This window comes from Allobosea sp. BE125 (assembly GCF_031456075.1).
GTDB lineage: Bacteria > Pseudomonadota > Alphaproteobacteria > Rhizobiales > Beijerinckiaceae > Allobosea.
On the sequence record NZ_JAVDTY010000018.1, the window covers coordinates 76420 to 95896 of the forward strand.

Annotated in this window: 22 protein-coding genes; 9 read left to right on the forward strand and 13 right to left on the reverse strand. The window is 66.2% G+C overall.

Annotation, left to right across the window (positions count from 1 at the left end; genetic code table 11):
• Positions 1 to 3: 3 nt before the first annotated feature.
• The 4 genes from J2Y55_RS28780 to acnA form a co-directional block, all read right to left on the reverse strand.
• Positions 4 to 1134, reverse strand: a complete 1131-nt coding sequence (locus J2Y55_RS28780) for a beta-ketoacyl-ACP synthase (protein WP_310160160.1) — start codon at positions 1132 to 1134, stop codon at positions 4 to 6.
• The gene (locus J2Y55_RS28785; RefSeq protein WP_310160161.1) at positions 1131 to 1601 is read right to left on the reverse strand and encodes a 3-hydroxyacyl-ACP dehydratase FabZ family protein; all 471 of its coding nucleotides are present in this window, start codon (positions 1599 to 1601) and stop codon (positions 1131 to 1133) included. The genes J2Y55_RS28780 and J2Y55_RS28785 overlap by 4 nt, the downstream gene beginning before the upstream one ends.
• 180 nt (positions 1602 to 1781) lie before the next feature.
• A complete protein-coding gene (locus J2Y55_RS28790; protein ID WP_092178340.1) occupies positions 1782 to 2063 on the reverse strand; it encodes an acyl carrier protein in 282 nt (93 codons plus the stop codon).
• A 248-nt stretch (positions 2064 to 2311) separates the two neighbouring features.
• On the reverse strand, positions 2312 to 5023 hold the full coding sequence (gene acnA, locus J2Y55_RS28795) for an aconitate hydratase AcnA (protein ID WP_310160162.1): 2712 nt from the start codon (positions 5021 to 5023) through the stop codon (positions 2312 to 2314).
• Positions 5024 to 5544: 521 nt separating this feature from the next.
• On the opposite strand from acnA, the gene ccmA reads away from it, so the two are divergent.
• Both ccmA and ccmB read left to right on the forward strand, forming a co-directional pair.
• Positions 5545 to 6141 (forward strand): heme ABC exporter ATP-binding protein CcmA, encoded by a 597-nt coding sequence (gene ccmA / locus J2Y55_RS28800; RefSeq protein ID WP_310160189.1) that lies wholly within the window; start codon positions 5545 to 5547, stop codon positions 6139 to 6141.
• On the forward strand, positions 6138 to 6806 hold the full coding sequence (gene ccmB / locus J2Y55_RS28805; protein ID WP_310160163.1) for a heme exporter protein CcmB: 669 nt from the start codon (positions 6138 to 6140) through the stop codon (positions 6804 to 6806). The genes ccmA and ccmB overlap by 4 nt, the downstream gene beginning before the upstream one ends.
• Here the strand turns inward: ccmB and J2Y55_RS28810 are convergent.
• Positions 6803 to 7051: a hypothetical protein gene (locus J2Y55_RS28810; RefSeq protein ID WP_310160164.1), complete on the reverse strand. Its 249-nt coding sequence runs from the start codon at positions 7049 to 7051 to the stop codon at positions 6803 to 6805. The genes ccmB and J2Y55_RS28810 overlap by 4 nt on opposite strands.
• A gap of 297 nt (positions 7052 to 7348) precedes the next feature.
• Here J2Y55_RS28810 and J2Y55_RS28815 point away from each other — a divergent pair, with 297 nt between their 5' ends.
• From J2Y55_RS28815 to J2Y55_RS28830, 4 genes are all read left to right on the forward strand, one after another.
• The gene (locus tag J2Y55_RS28815) at positions 7349 to 7591 is read left to right on the forward strand and encodes a hypothetical protein (protein WP_310160165.1); all 243 of its coding nucleotides are present in this window, start codon (positions 7349 to 7351) and stop codon (positions 7589 to 7591) included.
• A gap of 118 nt (positions 7592 to 7709) precedes the next feature.
• The gene (locus J2Y55_RS28820; protein ID WP_310160167.1) at positions 7710 to 8471 is read left to right on the forward strand and encodes a heme ABC transporter permease; all 762 of its coding nucleotides are present in this window, start codon (positions 7710 to 7712) and stop codon (positions 8469 to 8471) included.
• Positions 8468 to 8641 carry a heme exporter protein CcmD gene (ccmD, locus tag J2Y55_RS28825; protein WP_310160170.1) on the forward strand — a complete coding sequence of 58 codons (174 nt, stop codon included), beginning with the start codon at positions 8468 to 8470 and terminating at the stop codon, positions 8639 to 8641. Before J2Y55_RS28820 ends, ccmD begins: the two co-directional genes overlap by 4 nt.
• On the forward strand, positions 8638 to 9237 hold the full coding sequence (locus J2Y55_RS28830; protein ID WP_310160171.1) for a DsbE family thiol:disulfide interchange protein: 600 nt from the start codon (positions 8638 to 8640) through the stop codon (positions 9235 to 9237). The genes ccmD and J2Y55_RS28830 overlap by 4 nt, the downstream gene beginning before the upstream one ends.
• A 134-nt stretch (positions 9238 to 9371) precedes the next feature.
• Here J2Y55_RS28830 and purQ read toward each other — a convergent pair whose 3' ends face one another.
• The 5 genes from purQ to purC form a co-directional block, all read right to left on the reverse strand.
• The gene (gene purQ, locus J2Y55_RS28835) at positions 9372 to 10067 is read right to left on the reverse strand and encodes a phosphoribosylformylglycinamidine synthase subunit PurQ (RefSeq protein ID WP_310160172.1); all 696 of its coding nucleotides are present in this window, start codon (positions 10065 to 10067) and stop codon (positions 9372 to 9374) included.
• On the reverse strand, positions 10064 to 10597 hold the full coding sequence (locus tag J2Y55_RS28840; protein ID WP_310160173.1) for a GNAT family N-acetyltransferase: 534 nt from the start codon (positions 10595 to 10597) through the stop codon (positions 10064 to 10066). The genes purQ and J2Y55_RS28840 overlap by 4 nt, the downstream gene beginning before the upstream one ends.
• Before the next feature lie 24 nt (positions 10598 to 10621).
• Positions 10622 to 10864 (reverse strand): phosphoribosylformylglycinamidine synthase subunit PurS, encoded by a 243-nt coding sequence (purS, locus tag J2Y55_RS28845; RefSeq protein WP_310160174.1) that lies wholly within the window; start codon positions 10862 to 10864, stop codon positions 10622 to 10624.
• 81 nt (positions 10865 to 10945) lie between these two features.
• A complete protein-coding gene (locus J2Y55_RS28850; protein WP_310160175.1) occupies positions 10946 to 11566 on the reverse strand; it encodes a hypothetical protein in 621 nt (206 codons plus the stop codon).
• 17 nt (positions 11567 to 11583) lie between these two features.
• A complete protein-coding gene (purC, locus tag J2Y55_RS28855; RefSeq protein ID WP_069689009.1) occupies positions 11584 to 12378 on the reverse strand; it encodes a phosphoribosylaminoimidazolesuccinocarboxamide synthase in 795 nt (264 codons plus the stop codon).
• A gap of 358 nt (positions 12379 to 12736) precedes the next feature.
• On the opposite strand from purC, the gene J2Y55_RS28860 reads away from it, so the two are divergent.
• On the forward strand, positions 12737 to 13060 hold the full coding sequence (locus J2Y55_RS28860; protein WP_310160177.1) for a DUF1476 domain-containing protein: 324 nt from the start codon (positions 12737 to 12739) through the stop codon (positions 13058 to 13060).
• Between the two features lie 319 nt (positions 13061 to 13379).
• Positions 13380 to 14159: an HpcH/HpaI aldolase family protein gene (locus J2Y55_RS28865; protein ID WP_310160178.1), complete on the forward strand. Its 780-nt coding sequence runs from the start codon at positions 13380 to 13382 to the stop codon at positions 14157 to 14159.
• Positions 14160 to 14258: 99 nt separating this feature from the next.
• On the opposite strand, the gene J2Y55_RS28870 is transcribed toward J2Y55_RS28865, so the two are convergent.
• Positions 14259 to 14900, reverse strand: coding sequence for a DNA-3-methyladenine glycosylase family protein (locus J2Y55_RS28870; protein ID WP_310160181.1), 642 nt, complete (start codon positions 14898 to 14900; stop codon positions 14259 to 14261).
• A 222-nt stretch (positions 14901 to 15122) separates the two neighbouring features.
• Between J2Y55_RS28870 and gluQRS the strand changes: the two genes are divergently transcribed.
• Positions 15123 to 16004 carry a tRNA glutamyl-Q(34) synthetase GluQRS gene (gluQRS, locus tag J2Y55_RS28875; RefSeq protein ID WP_310160182.1) on the forward strand — a complete coding sequence of 294 codons (882 nt, stop codon included), beginning with the start codon at positions 15123 to 15125 and terminating at the stop codon, positions 16002 to 16004.
• 35 nt (positions 16005 to 16039) lie between these two features.
• On the opposite strand, the gene J2Y55_RS28880 is transcribed toward gluQRS, so the two are convergent.
• Both J2Y55_RS28880 and J2Y55_RS28885 read right to left on the reverse strand, forming a co-directional pair.
• Entirely contained in the window at positions 16040 to 16957 is a 918-nt protein-coding gene (locus J2Y55_RS28880) for an AEC family transporter (protein WP_310160184.1), read from the reverse strand.
• A 111-nt stretch (positions 16958 to 17068) separates the two neighbouring features.
• Entirely contained in the window at positions 17069 to 19105 is a 2037-nt protein-coding gene (locus tag J2Y55_RS28885) for a M23 family metallopeptidase (protein ID WP_310160186.1), read from the reverse strand.
• Between the last annotated feature and the right edge of the window lie 372 nt (positions 19106 to 19477).

A 19477-nucleotide genomic window follows, 5' to 3' on the forward strand; every position in this document is an offset into this window, starting at 1 on the left:
TCCTCACGCTTTCACCAGGCGCGCCGCGCCCTCGCCGCGCCAATGGCCGGCGCCGGTGACGATCGCCTCCTTGGCCTGCCCCGCCGAGATGGCGGCCGCGGCCAAGGCGACGGAAACCGGGAACGCGGCCTCCAGGGCATGGCCGACGAGGTCGCCGGTCGCGACGCGCCTGGCTTGCGGCAGCGCAGCGATGACCGAAGCCTCTTCCGCCGTGACGCCGGCGGCGCCGGTCGCCGCCGAGACCGCCAGGGCGCCGGGTGCAATTGCGCCAAAACCCGAGAGCAGTCCGCTCAGGGCCGCCTCGACCGTGCCGGACTGGCGCTTCGAGCGCGCCGCGGCAACATGGCTCAGCCGGGCATGGACCTTGGCGCCGCGTGCGGCGGCGCGCCCGGCCGATTCGAGCACCAGGAAGGCGCCGGCGCTGCCGGTGATGAGGCCGGGCGCTGCCTCGCGCGCGAAAACCGGGGCAAATTCACCCTTGCGCAAGTAGCCGCCGAGTTCGAGCAGCAGCAGCATGTCGCGCCGCTCGGCATTATAGGCGCCGCCAACCAGCATGACCTCGGCCTGGCCTGCCGCGATGCGGGCATGCGCGGTGCGGATGGCGTCGACGCCGGCCTGCTCCTCGCCCATGAAGGTGCGCGAGGCGCCGGTGACGCCGTGGACGATGGCGATATTGCCGGCAAGCAGGTTCGAGAGCTGGGCGAGGAAGAGGGTGGGGCGCAGATCGCCCATCAGGCGCTCGTTCAGAAAGGCTCCCGGCTCGTTGGCGCCGCGCAGGCCGGTGAGGATGGCGCCGTCGACGGCATGGTCGCGCTCGCCGCCGCCGGCGGCGACGATGACCTGCAGCGCGCTCTTGGCCTCGGCATCCTGCTTCAGCCCGGCATCGTCGAGAGCCAGGCCGGCGGCGTAGACGCCGAGCCGCTGCCAAGGCTCCATCTGGCGCTGATCCGATTTCTTCGGGATCTGGCGGTCGAGTTCGAGCGGCTTCAGCGGGTGCACCGGATAGGGTGCGAAGCTCGTGGCGTCGGTATTCGGCGCGGTGCCGGCTGCCAGTGCCTGCGCATGGGCCTCCAGCCCCTCGCCGAGACTGGACGCCAGTCCGATCCCGGTGATGACGACGTCGTGAGGGTTCATCGTGCAGGCTCCGGCTTGAGGCCGATGGTTTTGATGCGGCCTTCCATCAGCGCGCGCATGTCGGCGGGGAAGGGCATCAGTCGGAACCGCAATTCAGCGTCGCAGATCGGCTTGCCGGCGATGGTGATCTTCGCCTTGGTGGCGGCGTAGCCCGAGCCCTCGATCACCAATTCGGCGGTGACGTCGAGAACGGCGTCGGGCTCGACGAAGGTGCGGAAGCGCGCCTTGTCGACCGTCATCAGGAAGGGCATCTGGGTCAGCCCGTTCAGGCCCAGCAGCAGATAGCCGGAGGCCTGCGCCATCGTCTCGGTCAGCAGGACGCCGGGCACGAGCGGGTGGCCGGGGAAATGGCCTTCGAAGACCGGGCTCGCAGTTGCGGACGGCACGGTCGAGCGCGTGGCGATGCGCTTTTCCGAAGGTTCGAATGCGACAACGGTGTCGATCATGTCGAAATATTCGAGGCGCATGCGATCCTTGGCCTTGTCGGGCGCGACCGGAAACGGCGCGCGCCCGCGCCGCGGACCGAAGTCTCCGCGCGCGGGCTTGCATATGCTCTATCGGGAGAGTGTGCCCGGCTCAAGGCCGAGCGCAGATCAAGCAGGCTTCAGGCGCTGGGCCTTGGGCCGACCTCAGGTCTTCCTGCGACCCTAGGCCTTCTTGGCGGCCACGAGCTCGTCGATGCGCTTGCACAGGTTCTCGAGCACGAAATACTGCTCGGCCGGCGCCTTGCCCTCGTTGACTTCCTGGGTCCACTGCTCGAGCGGCAGCTTGATGCCGAAGGCCTTGTCGATCGCGAAGGCGATGTCGAGGAAGGCGAGCGAGTCGATGCCGAGGTCTTCGATGGCGTGGCTCTGGGGCGTAATCTTTTCGCGTGGAATGTCGCAGGTCTCGGAAATAATGCCGGCGACCGTCTCGAACGTGGCGGACATGCGGGTGCTCCCGTCTTGAATGATGATGGCGGGCGACATCCGGGCGCGGGGATCCCGCGCCTGCCCCAAGCCCCCCGCCGAGGATGACTGTGACGCCCCCTTACACCGAGGGCGGAAAGAGGACAACCTTGCGCGCCGAGAAGCGCGTCATGGCCGGGCTTGACCCGGCCATCTCTTGCTGAGGAGCCTCTTGCGGAAAGAGGTTCCCGGGTCCGCGCATGGCGCGGCCCGAGAATGACGTGCCTGGATCAGGCTGCGATGCCACGCAGCACATATTGCAGGATGCCGGCGTTCTTGAAGTAGTCGATCTCGTCCAGCGTATCGATGCGGCAGAGGATCGGCACCTTCTTGACCTTGCCGTCGGCCGAGGTGATCTCGGCTTCCAGCATCTGGCGGGGCTTCACGGTGGCGAGGCCCTTGATGGTCACGGTCTCGTCGCCCTTGAGATCGAGCGTAGCCCAGCTCGTGCCCTCGGCCAGCGTGAACGGCACCACGCCCATGCCGACCAGGTTCGAGCGGTGGATGCGCTCGAAGCTCTGGGCGATCACGGCCTTGACGCCGAGCAGGTTGGTGCCTTTGGCCGCCCAGTCGCGCGAGGAGCCATTGCCGTATTCGACGCCGGCGAAGACGACCAGCGGCACTTTCTCCTGCTGATAGCGCATCGCCGCGTCATAGATCGGCAGCTCTTCCTTGCTGGGATAGTGGATGGTGTAGCCACCTTCGCGCCCGTTGGGACCCATCATGTGGTTGCGGATGCGGATATTGGCGAAGGTGCCGCGCATCATCACCTCATGGTTGCCGCGCCGCGTGCCGTACTGGTTGAAGTCGGCGACTTCGACGCCGTGCTCCATCAGGTACTTGCCCGCGGGCGAGGCCGCCTTGATCGAGCCGGCCGGCGAGATGTGGTCGGTGGTGATCTTGTCGCCGAACAGGCCCAGGATGCGAGCGCCGACGATCTCGGTGACGGGCTTGGGCGTCTTGCTGATGCCTTCGAAATAGGGCGGGTTCTGGACATAGGTCGAGGCGTCTTCCCAGGCATAGGTCTGGCTCTGGGGCGTCTTGACCTTCTGCCAGTTGGCGTCGCCCTTGAAGACGTCGGCATATTTCGCCTTGAAGATCGCCTTGGTGACGTTCTTGGCGATGAAGGCCTGGATTTCCTTGTTGGTCGGCCAGATGTCCTTCAGGAAGACCGGATTGCCGGCCTTGTCCATGCCGAGCGGCTCGGTGGTCAGATCGAGCTGCACCGAGCCCGCCAGCGCATAGGCGACGACCAGCGGCGGCGAGGCGAGGTAGTTCGCCTGCACGTCGGGCGAGACGCGGCCCTCGAAATTGCGGTTGCCGGAGATGACGGCGGCAGCGATCAGGCCCTGCTCGTTGATGGTCTTGGAGATCTCCGTCGGCAACGGCCCGGAATTGCCGATGCAGGTGGTGCAGCCGAAGCCGACCAGGTTGAAGCCGAGCTTGTCGAGGTCCTTCTGCAGACCGGCCTTGGCGAGATACTCCGCCACGACCTGCGAGCCGGGGGCGAGCGAGGTCTTGACCCAGGGCTTGACCTTCAGGCCCTTGGCGACCGCGTTGCGGGCGAGCAGGCCCGCCGCCATCAGCACCGAGGGGTTGGAGGTGTTGGTGCAGGAGGTGATCGCGGCGATGACGACGTCACCATGGCCGAGGTCGAAGTTCTTGCCCTCGACCTTGACCCGGCGCGAGAGCTCGACAGCCTTCTTGTACTCGGTGTCCATCGCAGCGGCGAAGCCGGATTTGATGGCGCCGAGATCGGCGCGGCCTTCCGGACGCTTGGGGCCGGCCATCGAGGCCTTGACCGTTGTCAGGTCGAGCTCGAGCGTGTCGGTGAAGACCGGGTCGGGCGTGGCGCGGGTGGCGAACAAGCCTTGCGCCTTCGAATATTTCTCGACGAGGGCGACGCGGGCGGGCTTGCGACTGGTGGTGTCGAGATAGTTCAGGGTCTCGGCGTCGACCGGGAAGAAGCCGCAGGTCGCGCCGTATTCAGGGCCCATATTGGCGATGGTCGCGCGGTCGGCGAGCGTCAGCGCGTAGAGGCCGGGTCCGAAGAACTCGACGAATTTGCCGACGACGCCCTTCTTGCGCAGCATCTGGGTGACGGTCAGCACGAGGTCGGTCGCGGTGATGCCTTCCTTGAGCTTGCCGGTGAGCTTGAAGCCGATGACCTCGGGCAGCAGCATCGACTGCGGCTGGCCGAGCATGGCGGCCTCGGCCTCGATGCCGCCGACGCCCCAGCCGAGCACGGCCAGGCCGTTGACCATGGTGGTGTGCGAATCGGTGCCGACCACGGTGTCGGGATAGGCGACCTCGACGGTCTCGGTCTTCTTGCCCTTCTTCACCTTCTCCTTGCCCGTCCAGACGGTCTGGGCGAGGTATTCGAGATTGACCTGGTGGCAGATGCCGGTGCCGGGCGGAACGACGCGGAAATTGTCGAAGGCGAGCTGGCCCCATTTCAGGAAGCGGTAGCGCTCGCCATTGCGCTGATATTCGAGGTCGACATTGGCTTTAAGCGCCTTGGGCGAGCCGAACTCGTCGACGATAACGGAATGGTCGATGACGAGATCGACCGGGACCAGCGGGTTGATCTTCTTGGGGTCGCCGCCGAGCGCCTTGACGCCGTCTCGCATCGCGGCGAGGTCGACCACGGCGGGAACGCCGGTGAAGTCCTGCATCAGCACGCGGGCGGGGCGGAAGCCGATCTCCTTGCCGGCCTTGCCCTTGTCGTCGAGCCAGCCGACGAAGGCTTCGATATCGGCCTTGGTGACCGAGCGGCCATCCTCGAAGCGCAGCAGGTTCTCAAGCAGCACCTTCATCGAGAAGGGCAGCTTCGAGATGCCGGGCAGGCCGTTCTTCTCGGCGATCTTGAGGGAGTAGTAGACGTATTTCTTGGTGCCGACGGTCAAGGTCTTGCGGCATTTGAAGGAATCGAGCGAAGCCATGCGGGCTATCCTGATCAAGGGGTTGCGGTCGCGAGCCGGTGAGCCTTGCGGCTTTGCCGGATCGAAGGCCTAATGCGCATGACGCGCGCGCCGCCTCGGGAGTGCCCGAGCCCCGCGCCGGATCGGCGTGCGGCGTAGCCACGGGTTCTATAGAGCAATTCCAAGAAGCCCGCTACATGTACCGTATGAGCTCGGCGATGACTTTGACGCTTGGGAAGACGCTGTAGGGCGTGTCGTCAGTTATGGTTTGGAGCAAGATGAGGTCAAAAATGGCTGGATGGGAGGAGCGAGCGCAGCCAAGACTTGCGTCTTGGCAAGCGAAGCGACGCTGCAGACGGCCATTTTTGACCTCACCGCCTCCGGCGGCGGGGCGCTTTTGACCGACGAGTGCGTCGGCTATCGTAGCAAGCCGAAAGGCTTGCGTCCTCACCCTCCTTCTCCTCGGTCAAAAGCGCTCCCGTCTTGCCCCAAACCATAACTGACGACACGCCCTAGCCTTGCCGCGATTTTCATTCCCCGAGCTGGTCCTGAACGCCGAGAATCTCAGCTGCCGACGCGGCGGGCGCTTGATTTTCGAGGGCTTGAGCTTCCGGCTCGGTCATGGTGAGGCGATCGCGCTGACCGGGCGCAACGGCGCCGGCAAATCTAGCCTGATCGCGATGCTGTGCGGCCGGCTGCGGCCCGACGCTGGGGATATGCGAATCGAGGGGGCTGAGGATGCGCCGCTGGCCGAGCTGAGCCATTTCGTCGGTCATCGCGATGGGCTGAAGGTCACGCTGACGGCGCAGGAGAACCTCGTCTTCGCGCAAGCTGTGCTCGGCGAACCCGGAGTGGCACCGCAGGATGCGCTCTCGGCTGTCGGCCTGCCCCATGTCGCCGGCCTGCCGGTGGGCTATCTCTCCGCGGGGCAGCGCCGCCGCGTCGCCCTGGCGCGGCTTTTGGTGTCGCGGCGGCCGTTCTGGCTGCTCGACGAGCCGATGGCGGCGCTGGACGCCGCCGCGCAAGCGATGCTGGCCGGGCTGATGCGCGATCATCTCGCGCAGGGCGGTGCGATCTTGGCGGCAACGCATGGGCCGCTGGGCCTCGAAACCGCACGCGAAGTGAGGATCGGGCCGTGAGGCGCGCCTTCCTCGCCATCCTGAAGCGCGACCTCGTGCTCGCCTCGCGTGCCGGCGGCGGCGGGGAACTGGCGCTCGTCTTCTTCCTGACGCTGGTCGTGCTGGTGCCGTTCGCGCTCGGGCCCGATCTCAACCTGCTGTCACGGATCGGTCCGGCCATCCTCTGGCTGGGTGCGCTGCTTTCGACATTGATCGGGCTCGACCGCCTGTTCCAGAGCGATGAGGAGGACGGCTCGCTCGATCTGATCCGCGCCTCGGCGCTGCCGCTCGAACTCAGCGTTCTGGCCAAGGGGCTGGCGCATTGGCTGACGACCGGCCTGCCCTTGGCGCTGGCCGCGCCGCTGCTCGGCCTGCTGGTCGCGCTTCCCGCTGAGGCGATGCTGCCGGTCGCTGCAAGCTTGCTGGTCGGAACCCCGGCGCTGAGCTTCATCGGCGCCGCAGCGGCGGCGCTGACGGCCGGCCTGCGGCGTGGCGGTCTGATCCTGCCCGTCCTGGTGGCGCCCCTGACGATTCCGGTGCTGATCTTCGGCGTCTCCGCCGCCAACAGCGCGCTGGGCGGCACGGTGCCGTTCCTGACGCCGTTCCTGATCCTGTGCGCGCTCTCGCTGGGGTCGATCGTGATCGGCACGGTCGCGGCAGCCGTGGCGCTGCGCCAGGCGGATTAGGACAAGGCCGGCGGCCGCTCCACAAGAAGCGTCCCGCGATCGCCAAACTCCAGGGCGCAGCCGCATTGCGCCGCAGCTCGTGCCACCATGTTGGCGATGTCTTCGAGCGCGACATTCTGATCTTCGTGCTTGCGGCGGATGCTCTCGGCCGTCGCAAAAACATCCAGAACCAGCGACTGGCTGAGGCTGAGCCTGACGGTTTCCTTGATGTCGTCTTGGATATTGCTGGATAGCTGGATCAGCATGGCTGGCCCTCCTGTTCATGATCGAACATAGGGTCGGCGTCGATTCAGTGCAACGTAAAAATCAAAAAATTATTATATATTTCAATTAGTTAGTAATATGCGTCGACAACGGCATGGAAGCCTTTGACGGTGTCGCGGGCAATGGCTGCGACGCGGCCACCGGCCCTTCCTGAGCAAGAGCCGGCCCATAGGGTGTCGGCGTCGACGGCCAAACTACCGCTTTTTTAGCAGCCTGTTGATTTACCTGATAATGCCATTATACATACACTTACTCATTTAGCTCATGGGGGAAGGGCGATGGCTGAGCTGGAACGTGCCGACAGGCTTCAGATCATGCTGAATCAGGACGAACTGCGCGCGGTCGAGAACTTTCGCTTTGAGAAGCGGATGCCGAGCCGCGCCGCCGCGGTTCGCGAATTGCTGCGGCGCGGATTGGAGTCGGAGGGCTTCAGTCTCGCTGCGGAAGGCGTCCGATCGCGCGACTTTGGCGTCGTCAGCGGTAACGGATCCGAGGCATCGTCCCAACAAAACGAGGACTGACCCAGCCGCCACGACGCGATTTGCCGCGCGCGTCGTGGATTGTTGAGACGCGCCGGCATTGCTAGATCAGGTTCGAGCTCCGGCTTCCGCCGGATGAGGACAAGCCGATCGCGATGACATGGCCAGCCTGATCGATTTCGCGAATCCGACGCGTTTCATGCGCCTGTCGGGCACGCTGTTGCCGTGGATGGCCGGCGCGGCCACGCTGCTGCTCGCGCTCGGCTTTTATCTCGCCTGGTTCGTCGCTCCGGCCGATTACCAGCAAGGCGAGACCATCCGGATCATGTTCGTGCATGTCCCGGCTGCCTGGCTCGCGCTGATGTTCTACACGATGATGGCGGTCTCCGGCCTTGGCACATTGGTCTGGCGGCACCCCCTGGCGGATGTCGCCCAGAAGGCGGCAGCCCCGATCGGGGCCTGCTTTGCATTGATCTGCCTGCTCACCGGCGCCTTCTGGGGCAAGCCGATGTGGGGCACCTATTGGGTCTGGGACGCAAGGCTGACCTCGGTGCTCGTGCTGTTCCTGATCTATCTCGGCATCATCGCGCTCTGGCGCGCACTCGACGATTCCGCCCGCGCCGGGCGGGCGGTGGCGATCCTGACGCTGGTCGGCTTCGTCAATGTGCCGATCATTAAGTTCTCGGTCGATTGGTGGAACACGCTGCACCAGCCGGCCTCGGTGTTTCGCGCGGGCGGACCGACGATCCACCCCTCCATGCTGTGGCCGCTGCTGATCCTGGCGCTGGGTTTCACCTTGCTGGGCCTGGGCCTGCATCTGGTGGCGATGCGGGCCGAGATCATGCGCCGGCGGGTGCGCACGCTGACGATATTGGAGGCCGAGCGGCTCGACCGGCTGGCGGCGCAGGCGGTGCCGGCATGAGCGGTCTTGGGCCCCATGCCGGCTTCATCCTCGCCTCCTATGGCGCAGTCGTCCTGATCCTCGGCGGCTTGATCGCGGCGATCCTCTTCGACCACAGGGCGCAGAAGCGCGCGCTCGCGGCGCTGGAGCAGCGCGGTGCCGGCCGCCGCTCGGACAGGGCGTCGTCATGAGTGAGGCTGATATCGAGGCGGCGCCGCGCCGCCGCTCGCCGCTGGTTTTCCTGATCCCGCTGATCCTGTTCGGTGCGCTGGCGCTGGTCTTCGCGGTCGGCCTGTTCTCGGGCGACGCCAGCAAGGTGCCCTCCGCCCTGATCGGGAAGCCCGCCCCAGTAATTGCGCTGTCGCAGCTCGACGGGCTGCAGCGGGACGGGCAGCCCGTGCCGGCTTTCGCGATGGCGGATCTGGCGAAGGGGCGCGCCACCCTCGTCAATGTCTTCGCCAGCTGGTGCGCGCCTTGCCGGGTCGAGCATCCCTTCCTGGTGGCCATGGCTGAATCGCCTGCGGTGAAGGCCGGCAAGGTCGCGCTGGTGGGCATGAACTACAAGGACGAGGCGGAGAACGCCCGGCGCTTCCTCGGCGCGCTCGGCAACCCTTATTCGGCTGTTGGCGTCGACCGGAGCGGGCGCGCGGCGATCGAATGGGGCGTCTATGGCGTGCCCGAGACCTTCCTGATCGGCCCCGACGGGCGGATCCTGGAAAAGCATGTCGGGCCGCTCGATGCGCAGGCCGCCGGGCGCCTGCTGACGCGGGCGGCAGCGGGGAAGTAGCGCTGCTCAGGCCTCTGACCCGAACTTCTCTCGCAAGAGAGCTTCCTTGCGATGGAGATTCCCGGATCTGCGCGGAGTTCATCCTTGGGCCGATCGAAGATCGGACCCGAGGGCTTCGCCCGGGAATGAGGATCTTACGCGGCGCGCTTGCCGCTCATCAGGCTTGCGAACATGCCGCGCCCGTCGATGCCGCCGGTCAGCGAATCGATCAGATTCTCGGGGTGCGGCATCAGGCCGAGCACGTTCAGCTTGGGCGAATAGATGCCGGCGATGTTGTTCTGCGAGCCGTTCGGATTGGCGGCGGCGGTGATCCGGCCCTGCTCGTCGGCATAGCGGAAGGCGACGAGGCCTTCGCCTTCGAGGCGCGCCAGGGTCTCAGTGTCGGCGATGTAGTTACCTTCGCCATGGGCGATGCAGACATCGATGACCTGACCCTTGGTATAGGCGTTGGCGTAGGGCGTGTCGGTGCGCTCGACCGTCAGATGCTGGCGCTTGCAGACGAATTTGAGGTCGGCGTTGCGCATCAGGATGCCCGGCAGGAGCCCGGCCTCGCAGACGATCTGGAAGCCGTTGCAGATACCCAGCACATAGCCACCGCGCTGCGCATGGGCGCGGGTCGCGTCCATGATGTTGGCGCGCCCGGCGATGGCGCCCGTCCGCAGATAGTCGCCATAGGAGAAGCCGCCGGGCAGCACCACGAGATCCGTGCCTGCCGGCAATTCCGTGTCGGCGTGCCAGACATGGGCGACCGTCGCGCCAGCCTGCTTCAGCGCCTTGGCGACGTCGCCTTCGCGGTTGGAGCCTGGAAAGGTGATGACGGCGGCTTTCACGGGGTCTCACTCCTCGGCTTGCGGTCGCGATAGCGCGCAGCATCGATCGACATGATCGTCATGACGGCGGGCGCGCCATTGCGTTGCACCTCGCTCAGCCCGTCCTCTCTCATGCCGAGCTTGGTGTAAAGGGCCATGCCACGCGCATTATGCGGCCAGACACGCAACCAGGCCTTCGCGGCGCCCAATTCGTCGAAGATCAGCGCGAGCGCATGGTCGAGCAAGGCGCGGCCATAGCCGCGTCCTTGGCTCAGGGCCGCGATCCGGCGCACCAATACGGCGCTGGCGGCGGGCGCGATCTCCTGCAGGATCACGAAGCCTATGACGGCATTGTGGGAATCGAGCGCGACGATATAGCGATGGCTCGGCTCGACCAGCGCCGCGAGATGCTCTTCGCGACTCCAGCGCCCGACGGTGTCGTCGTAGCCGGGCTGGCGTTCGCAAGCCATGATCGCATCGACGTCGTCATGGTTCGCGGGGCGAAGCGCGATAGTTGCGGTCACTGCCGATGGGTGCGCTATTCCCGTCATGGCGGCCCTGGCTTGCGCTGCCGGTCAGACGCCGATCTCGACGCGGTAGTTCTCGATCACGGTGTTGGCGAGCAGTTTCTCGCAAGCCGTCTTCAGCGCGGCTTCGGCAGCAACGGCATCCTGGCCGGCGAGCTCGATGTCGAAGACCTTGCCCTGGCGCACCGAATCGACGCCGGCGATGCCGAGCGATTTCAGCGCGCCCTCGATCGCCTTGCCCTGCGGATCGAGCACGCCGGTCTTGAGGGTGACGGTGACGCGGGCTTTCATGAGGTTCTCCGGACGTTTGTTGCGCGTGGCTTAGCGGCGAATCGGTGCCGGCTCAACCTCTCCCACGCGGTTTCACGTGAATCAGCGGTCGCGCCAGGCCGCGCGCGCCTGGTTGCGGGCGGCGTCGGGATCCGGGCTCACGCCCAGCGCCAGGTTCAGGCGGGCGCCGTCGCGGCCCGACAGGATCGCGGTGACGGCGCGCTTGCCGCTGGCGTCGCGGGCGCGGATCTCGACGAGCAGGCCCTGGGCGCCGTCCTCGCTGAAGCGGGAGACGGTCGTCGTGCTCTTGGGAGCGGTCGGCTCTGCCGTCTTGGCCTTCTTGCTCGCATCCTTGCTTGCCGGCTTCTTGCTCGTCGACTTGGCGAAATCGCGCGCGAGCCGGGCCGGGTCTGTCGCCAGCGTCTTCTCCATTGCGTCGGCCTCGCGGCCTTCCAGCGTGATCAGTGCGGCGAAGCCCTGTCTGGTACAGGTCGCGCGCGGGCAAAACGACATCGCCTTGGCCGAGAGCCCGTCATTCAGCACCCAGGATTCGATCGGCAAGGGTTGCCAGCCGCGCTCGGCCGGGAGTTCGGTGATGCCGAAGCCGTAATGATTGCTGCAGCCGGCGAGCAGCAGCGCGCCCGCCAGCGTCAGGGCGACATGAAAACGGGAGCGCGAAGGCTCCCGTTTCCGTGTTGTGATCTGTTCGCGAGGAAGGCTCACGGCAGCAGGCGCGGCGATTACTGCACCAGCCGGGGGCCCGCCGGTCCGACCTTTTCGTTCTCGCCGAGGATGCCTAGGCGGCGAGCGACTTCGGTATAAGCCTCGATCAGCCCGCCCATGTCGCGGCGGAAGCGGTCCTTGTCCATCTTGTCCTTCGACTTGATGTCCCAGAGCCGGCAGGAATCAGGGCTGATCTCGTCGGCGACGACGATGCGCATCATCTCGCCTTCCCAGAGCCGGCCGCACTCCATCTTGAAGTCGACGAGGCGGATTCCGGCGCCGAGGAACAGGCCGGACAGGAAGTCGTTGACGCGGATGGCCAGCGCCATGATGTCGTCGATCTCCTGGGGCGTCGCCCAGCCGAAGGCGGTGATGTGCTCTTCGGAGACCATCGGGTCGTTCAGCGCGTCGTTCTTGTAATAGAACTCGATGATCGAACGCGGCAGCTGCGTCCCTTCTTCCAGCCCGAGACGGGTGGAGAGCGAGCCGGCGGCGACGTTGCGCACCACGACTTCGAGCGGAATGATCTCGACCTCGCGGATGAGCTGCTCGCGCATGTTCAACCGGCGGATGAAATGCGTGGGCACGCCGATATCGTTGAGATTGGAGAAGATATGCTCCGAAATCCGGTTGTTCAGCACGCCTTTGCCGTCGATCACTTCATGCTTTTTGGCATTGAAGGCGGTCGCGTCGTCCTTGAAATGCTGGATCAGCGTACCGGGCTCGGGTCCTTCATAGAGGACCTTCGCCTTGCCTTCGTAGATGCGACGGCGGCGATTCATTGGGATGTACCGTGGCTTGAGGAAATCCATAGGTCGGCCTTTCTCTGGTCGCGGTCGCCCGCGGCGGGATCGGGGCCCCTGATCAGCCGGTCCTGCGCGATCTGCGCTGATTCCGATTCTTAGGCGGGATCAGCCTAGACCGCATGGCCGGCCGGCTCAATGCGAAGGCGACCGCCAAGGCCGTCTTCGCGCCCGCTATATGGGACTTCTGCACTGCAAACGCAACAAATCCGCTCTGGAAGCCTTGACGCAGGGGTCATGGGCCTGCTCGCGATCGGGCGCGGGAGCATTCCGCTCTGGCTCTGGGCGGCACGCCATCCTATATGGCTCATAACCAAGCCTTCCCGAGCCCTTTTCCAGCGCGCGCCCCGCGAGAGGACTTAAAAAGATGTCGACATTCGATCAGCGCAAGGACGCCTTCGAGAACAAATTCGCTCATGACGAGGAGCTGCGCTTCAAGGCGACGGCGCGGCGCAACAAGCTGCTCGGTCTCTGGGCGGCCGAGAAGCTGGGCAAGAGCGGCGCGGAGGCGGACGTCTATGCGAAGGCCGTCGTGGTGGCCGATTTCGAGGAGGCAGGCGACGAGGACGTCGTGCGCAAGGTCAAGGCCGATTTCGTGGCCGGGGCGGTGACGGTCGGCGACGCCGAAATTCGCCAGATCATGGCGGAGCTCCTGATCAAGGCGGCTGAAGAGATCCAGGCCGGCCGCTAGTGGAACGAATTTGACATTTGCCTCGCGCCCGATATCGGGCGGATAGCAAATGTCAAATTCATAAGTTCCACTAGAAAACCAAAGAGTTGCCAGTGGTTTTGATGATTCCGACATTTGCTCCGAGCCCGATATAGAATGGGGAGCAAATGTCGGAATCAAACCACTAGGGCGCGCTGCCCGGCAAACACGGGATGCCGGCAAACGCAGGACGCATGTGAGACGGGCGCATGGGCGCCCGTTTGCTTTTGAACGTCGCCCCGGTCCAATTTGAGCGACCCGCCATCCCCCAAGAGCGGGCCCCAGAACCGGATGAACGCCCATGTCGAAGCCCACCGTGCTGTCCTCGCTCGCCGACCGTCTCGCCAAGGGCGACAAGATCCTCTCGGCCTGGTCGAGCATTCCCGAGCCGAGCATCGGCGGCATTCTGGCTCAGGAGGCCTTTGACGCCGTCACGCTCGACATGCAGCACGGACCGATCACGCTGGGCGAGGTCATCCGCGCGATTCCGCTGATCAACGCGGCGGGCAAGCCGGCGCTGGCGCGTCTTCCGGTCGGCGAGTTCCAGAACGTCTCGAAGCTGCTCGATGCCGGCGTTTCCGGTGTGATCGCGCCGATGATCAACACGATGGAGGATGCGCGCCGCTTTGCCGCCTATTCCAAATACCCGCCGATGGGCGAGCGCAGCTGGGGCAGCTACGGCGCGCTCGGCACCTCCGGTCTCGATGCGAACAGCTATTTCAAGGCGGCCAACGGCTTCTCGCTCTCCTTCGCGATGATCGAGACGCGCGAGGCGATCGCCATCCTCGACGACATCCTGGCGCTGCCGGGCATCGACGCCGTCTTCGTCGGCCCTTCCGATCTTTCGATCGCGCTGTCGGGCGGCGCACTGGTCGATGCGACGATCCCCGAGGTCGATGAAGCGATCCGCCACATCGTTGCGCGCGCATCTGCCGTCAACAAGCCGGTGGCGATCTATGCCCAGTCGGCGGAGCGGGCGAAGGATTTCTTCGCGCTCGGCGCCAGGATGGTGACGCTGATGAGCGATGCCGGGCTGATGCGCGCCGGCGCGCAGGCTGCGATCAAGACGATCAGGGGCTGAGCGGAGGCGCCCTCTTCCCTGGAGAAGGGAAACGCACGCGTCTTCCTTATCCCTTGGGGTCCCGGCAGCGCCATGTCCTGCCCAGGACGCTGCGTTCGGCTAAGCGTTGATGCCTTCGCGCTTCTTCAAGGCGGCGTAATAGGCCCAGAGCAATCGCGCCGCGACGCCGCGCCATGGCCGCCAGGCTTCGGCCAGCGCCGCGAGCTCGGCCGCTTTCGGGCGGGCGGGCAGGTCGAAGGCCTGCCGCGCCGCCTCCTGGATCGCAAGGTCGCCGGCGGCGAAGCCGTCGCGATGGCCGAGGCAGAACAAGAGGTAGATGTCCGCCGTCCAGGGGCCGATGCCGGAGACGGCGGTCATGTGCTCATGCACCGCCTCGGGCGTGGCGGCTTCCAGCGCCTCGAAGCGCAAGCTGCCCTCGACGAGCGCGGCGGCGACCGCGCGCAAGGTGCGTTGCTTGGGCCGCGAGAGGCCCGACAACCGCATCTCCTCGTCGCTGGCCGCCAGGATGCGCTCCGGCGTCAGGGGCGCGAGCACGCTCTCGACGCGGGCCCAGACGGCGCGGGCGCTCGCCACCGATAGTTGTTGCGAGACGATGATGGCCGCCAGCCCCGCGAAGCCGCCGGGGCGGCGGCGCAACGGCGGCAGACCGACCTTGTCGATGATCCCAGCCCAATGCGGCTGCAGCGCGCGCAGCGCCGCCATGCCTTCCTCGAGATCGGCGTCGCAGGTGATCAGGTTCATGTGATCAGATTCATGGCGGGCTGATGGAACGGCATGGTCGTGACGGGGATTGTCAGCAGCGTCGCGGTCTCGGCTGGCCGCCCGCGAAACCATAGAGCGTTCTCGAGCGAAGTGGGCATCGGTTCGTGTGAAGAAAGCTCGTTAAAGCAGAGGCCTGGAGCATTTTCGGCCCAGTTGGATCGGAAATTGCTCCAGAATCGGAAATTGCTCTAGACAAGGCGGATGGCAGCGTCCTCCCCTGATTTCGCGGAGCCGGTCTTCCGCTTCGCGCCGAGCCCGAACGGGCGGCTGCATCTCGGCCACGCGCTGTCGGTGCTGACGAATGAACGGCTGGCGCGCGAGCTGGGCGGCCGGCTGCTGCTGCGGATCGAGGATATCGACGTCACCCGCTGCAAGCCGGAATTCGAGGCAGGGATCAGGGAGGATCTTGCCTGGCTTGGTGTGTGCTTCGACGGGGCGGTCCGGCGGCAATCCGAGCATTTCGAGAGTTATGCCGAGGCGGTGAGGGGGCTGCAGGCGCGAGGGCTGGTCTATCCCTGTTTTTGTTCGCGCCAGGTGATCAAACGCGCGGTCGGCCTGCATAAGGCTTGGCCGGTCGATCCCGACGGCGCGCCGCTTTATCCCGGAACCTGCCGTGCGTGCGATCCGGCCGAGGCTGCGACACGCATCGCGGCCGGCGAGCCGCATATGCTGCGGCTGGCGATGGAGCGCGCGGTCGAGATGATAGGCGGAGCGGCTGACTATGTGCTCTTCGACGAGGCAGGGCATGAACGGTTCGTCGCCGCGCAACCGGCCCGCTGGGGCGATGTCGTGCTGGCGCGCAAGGAGGTGCCGACGAGCTATCACCTCTCGGTCGTGCTCGATGATGCGCTGCAAGGCGTGACCCATGTCGTGCGCGGGCGCGATCTCGAAGCTGCGACCGACATCCATGTCGCGCTGCAGCGGCTGCTCGGCCTGCCGACGCCGCGCTATCATTTCCATCCCCTGCTGAGCGACGAGACCGGGCAGAAGCTGGCGAAGAGCCGGCTCTCGCAAAGCCTCGCCGATCTCCGGGCGCGCGGCGTCACGGCCGGCGAGATCAGGGCGCAGCTCGGCTTCGGCTGAGCGGCCTCCGGTCATCGCAAGGACGGTTTGCGTCGTCAGCTCACCCCGAGCCAGGTCAGCCAGGCCGTGGTGGTGAAGAGCGAGAGCATGGTCGAGAGTGCGATCGCGCTGGAAGCGTCGGCGACACCTTGCTTGTAGCGTTCGGCGAAGAGATAGGCGTTGATGCCGCAGGGGCAGGCGGCGAAGAGCACGGCGACGCCCGACCAATGCGCCGGCATCTGGAAGACCATGGTCGCCAGCACATAGACGATCAGCGGATGCAGCCCGAGCTTGAGCCCGCTCAGGATGGCGGGCAAAGCGAGGCCCGATGTCAGCCCGTAACGCCGCATGGCGATGCCGAGGCTGATGAGCGCGCAGGGCACGGCGGCGCCGGCCAGGAGGTCGATGATCGTCCAGAGCGGCTCGGGGATCAGGCCGATGATCGGACGCGCCGCCGAGCCGAGCAGGATGCCGATGATGATCGGGTGAGTGAACAGCCGCTTGATCATCATCGTGATCGAGGCCGCGCGGCCTTCGGCGAGCAAGGTGGCGATCGTCATCGTGACCGGCAGATGGATCGCCAGCAGCAGGCCGAGCGGTACAGCGCCGGCGTCGCCATAGGCCTTCAGGATCATCGGCACGCCGACGAAGACGGTGTTGGATTGCGCGGCGGCGAAGCCCGAGACGACCAGCTCGGGGCCCTTACGGGCAAAAATGCGGCTCGCGATCAGCATGGCGAGCGCCCAGACGATGGCGAGGCCGGTGAAATAGGCGATCCAGTAGCCCCAGGGCTGGGTGGCCGGAATATCCGCCTTGGCGAGCGTGCGGAAGAGCAGGCAGGGCAGGGCCAGGACGAAGACGAAGTCGGAGAGGCCCTCGCCGGTGGTTTCCCGCACGATCTTGGCCCAGCGCGCGAGATAGCCGAGGCTGATCAGGCCGAAAACGGGCAGGACGACGATGAGGGCGGCGAGCATCGGCCTATTTCGCGGGGCAGGAGCAGAACAGGCTTTCCCGGTGTGCCCTCGCTGGCGCTAAGTCAAGCGCCGGCTGCGAGGCGGCGCCCCTCCTACGCCTTCGTCATGCGCTCAGCGCAACTGTGCGAGCGTGCCGCCGGCCTTCACGATCAGGCCCTGGATCTCGTCGCGCTGGCGCTTGAACTCCGCCAGCGCGACGCCCTGGAGTTCGCGACCGCGCGGCACGCGGATCTTCATCGGGTTCACGAAATTATCGTTGACCTTGACCTCGTAATGCAGGTGCGGGCCGGTCGAGAGGCCGGTCGAGCCGAGATAGCCGATGATCTGGCCCTGCCGGACCCTAGCGCCGGGCACGATGCCGTTGGCGAAGTTGGACTGGTGCGAATAGGTCGTGACATAGCCATTGGCGTGCTGGATCTCGGTGTGCTTGCCATAGCCCGAGGACCAGCCGGCGCTGATGATCGTGCCGTTGCCCGCCGCCAGGATCGGCGTGCCGATGCGGTTGGCCCAGTCCACGCCGGTATGCATTTTCGAATAGCGCATGATCGGGTGGTAGCGCATGCCGAAGCCCGAGCGCATCTCGCCTTCGGCGATCGGCTTGCGCAGCAGGAACTTCTTCAGCGAGCGGCCGTCCTCGTCGAAATACTCGATCAGCCCGTCCTCGGGCGCCTGGTAGCGGAAGACGCGGCGCGTCTCGCCGTTGATGGTCAAGGCCGCCGACAGGATTTCGGCGCGCTCGCCTTCCTCCTCCTCGGTGAAGATGACCTCGAGATTGTCGCCGCCGCGCACGCGCTGCTGGAAATCGACGTCGTAGGAGAAGATCCGGACGAGCTCGTCGACAAGCGGGCGCGGCATCTCGTGGCGCAGACCGGTCTCGTAGAGGCTGTCATAGAGCCTGGCGCCGGTGCTGCCGCCGCCATCTTCATCCTCCTCCTCGTCCTGCGCGTCGCCGGTCTTCCGCTGCGGGCGCTGCGGGCCGACCAGGTCCTGGCGGGGCAAGGTGACGGAGACGAAGGCGCCGGCGTCGTTGATCGCGACCGTGCCATCGGGCTGGCCCGCGGTCAGGAAGGAGACGCGCACGATCTGTCTGACATCGCCGGGGCGCGGACCCGGCGCGAACAGAACCTGCAGGACCTGGCCGTCGGGAAGGGCGGAGACGCGGACCTTGCCGCCAAACGCCTGCATCATGCCGCGGATCTGGTCCTGGGTCGCGCCGGCAGCACGCATGGTCTGCTCGAAATTCTCGCCGCGCTTGGCGATCACCAGTTTTTCCTCGACCAGCGGCTCGCGCGAGGCGGGGATCGGGGTCTTGCGCGCGTTGGTGACGTTCTCGGGAACGACGCGGACCTCGATGCCGGAAAAGCGCGTGTCGCTGGGCGCATAGGCCAAGAGGTCGCCGGCGGTCGGGGCCGCGCCGGTGAGCGTGCGGCTCAGCATCAATTGCGGCGGGATCGGCAGGCTGCGCTGCCGCCCGGCGGCGGCGGCATTGGCGCGCTCTTCCTCCATCTGGGTGATGACCTCGGCGTCGCCGAGCTGGGCTTTGCCGTCGGGGACCTGGATATCGGTCAGGTCGCGCTTCACGATGGTCACGTCGGCGTCGGGGAGATCCTGCACCGGCTCGGCATAGCGCTCGCTGGGCTGGCCGCCCTCGGCGAAGAGCCGCAACGGGTTGAAGGGTGGAATATTGGTCGCGTAGACGCCGGTCGTCATCGACAGGTTGGATGCGAGCCGGATGAAGGGCCGGACGCGGATGACTTCACGATCCCCGAGCTTCTGCGACATCGGCGCGCGCACGGCCTGGCGTGCGGCGATCACGGGTTGCTCGGCCACGAGCTTGTCCGCCTTGCGGGCCCCGCCGCCGGCGCCGGCGCCCGAGGAGGCGCGCGCCGTCACGGTCTCGGGCTGTTCGGGAAAGCTGGTGTCGCCGCGCATCGCGATCAGGATGGCGGCGCCGAGCAGGGCCGCGCCGCAGGAGCCGACGAGCATGCAGGCGAAGAGCCAGCGCACCGAGATGCCGCGCCGGTCCTGCAATTGATGCGCGGAGCCGTCCGGCCGGATCGGCGGCTCGATCCCGAGATCGATCAGCAGCGCCGCGGCCTCGGGGGCGAGCGGTTCTGCTGGGGCGTTGAACTCGGGATGGGCGTTCATCGTCTGGCGTCTTGATCCGTCTTTATCCGCACCTGCAAGCCTAGCCATGCGGACAAACCTGCCGCCGAGCGCGGGGGCCTCGCCCGCTCAAGCTGGGAGACCATGCCCGCGCGGCGGCGCGGAATCAATCGCGCAACGAGCGGCAAGCGCTCTCATGGTCTTGGATTGCGGCTGTTTACGGGCACCTTGCGAGTGTCTCTCGCGCGAGCGCTCGCCTACGCGCGCGATCAATAAGTGCTGCCCACAGCGAAGGCGGCCGCCGCCCAAAAAAATGGCCCGCTGTCTAAAAAGTTTCACGGAGTGTGTTGACAGGATTGGGAGGTGGGGCCTATACAGCGGCCATCGAGACGGCGACGCCGCTGGCGCCGCCGC